Here is a 1,251-nt window from a genome sequence, read left to right as displayed (position 1 = left end):
GGCGGATTTTATAATGAACTTAGCCACTTAAGACAATAAAAAAACGTCATTGCCCAATTTCATGTATTATTGAAGTTCTCACACAATCAATAAAGGATGAACGGACAATGACGCAAATCGAGAATACCACAATTTCACGCACTGGACTACACCTAAATTGGGAAGAGCGAAACAAAATACATGCTTGGAAACAATTAGAACAGCCCTTATCCAATCGGGCGATCGCGAAACTTCTTGGTCGTGCGCCACAAACGATCAATACCGAAATCAAAGATGGAACCGTTCGACAAATAAAACGGCAAACGCATCACGGGAAAACCTACGAGTATGAAACCTTTGTCTATTCCCCCGACGCTGGGCAAGCGGCTTATGAAAAAGCTCGAAGGAATTCTCGGAAACAGCCCAAGTGGCTGGATGCACCAGATTTCATGGCTTATGCCGATCATCAAATGAAGAAGGAAAAACAATCTCCAGATGTTGTCATTGGGCGAGCGAAGAAACTAAACTTGTTTTCTCATGAAGAAATTCCCTGTACAACTACGCTGTATAACTACATTGATCTCTGCTTGATGGAGACAAGAAATATCGATCTGCACCTCAAAACACGGCGAAACACGAAAACGAGTCGAACGCGAAAGAACAAAACGATTCTTGGGAACTTGATTGAAAAGCGTCCTGACATTGTGGATAAACGGGAACGTTTCGGCGATTGGGAAATTGATACGGTCAATGGGATGCGTGTTGGAAAAGACCAAGCGCTGCTAACTTTAACCGAGCGAAAAACGCGCTACGAAGTGATTATCAAAATTGACGGAAAAGCGGCGAACCCAGTCAATCGAGCATTGACGACGTTGAGAGAAGCCGCTGGAAAAGATTTTGCGTTGCTTTTCAAAACAATCACTTCAGACAATGGTGTGGAGTTTTCAGGGCTGTCTAATCTTCTTAAAGAGATTACCGAAGTTTACTTCACCCATCCGTATTCTTCATGGGAACGAGGAACAAACGAGAATCACAATGGCCTGATCCGGCGCTTCATTCCAAAGGGAACCCGAATGGAAGACGTCGCGCTGTCGACCATTCGTCGTATCCAAGACTGGATGAACAATTTACCGAGAAAAATATTGGGTTATGCCACTCCACGCGAGTGTTTATTAGCAGAATTATCAAAGTTATCGTTGGCTGCTAAATAGAGAATAAAATTGAATAACACATGAATTTCAATAAGTGGCTAACTTGCACTTGAAATTTGGG

1 protein-coding gene is annotated in these 1,251 nt (G+C 42.8%); it reads left to right on the top strand.

Translation table 11 applies throughout. From position 1 onward, the window contains the following. The first annotated feature begins 107 nt into the window (after window positions 1–107). A complete protein-coding gene (locus AC4J95_RS21035; protein ID WP_216411147.1) occupies window positions 108–1,190 on the top strand; it encodes an IS30 family transposase in 1,083 nt (360 codons plus the stop codon). Window positions 1,191–1,251 lie beyond the last annotated feature (61 nt).

It is taken from the genome of Enterococcus sp. GPZ-007, from assembly GCF_059374735.1.
Note: the sequence above shows the minus strand (reverse complement) of the source record. Positions and strands in the feature narration are given on the sequence as shown.

Excerpts from the sequence above, each read along its gene's own strand:
- AC4J95_RS21035 (WP_216411147.1), top strand. The coding sequence starts at position 108 with ATGACGCAAATCGAGAATACCACAATTTCACGCACTGGACTACACCTA.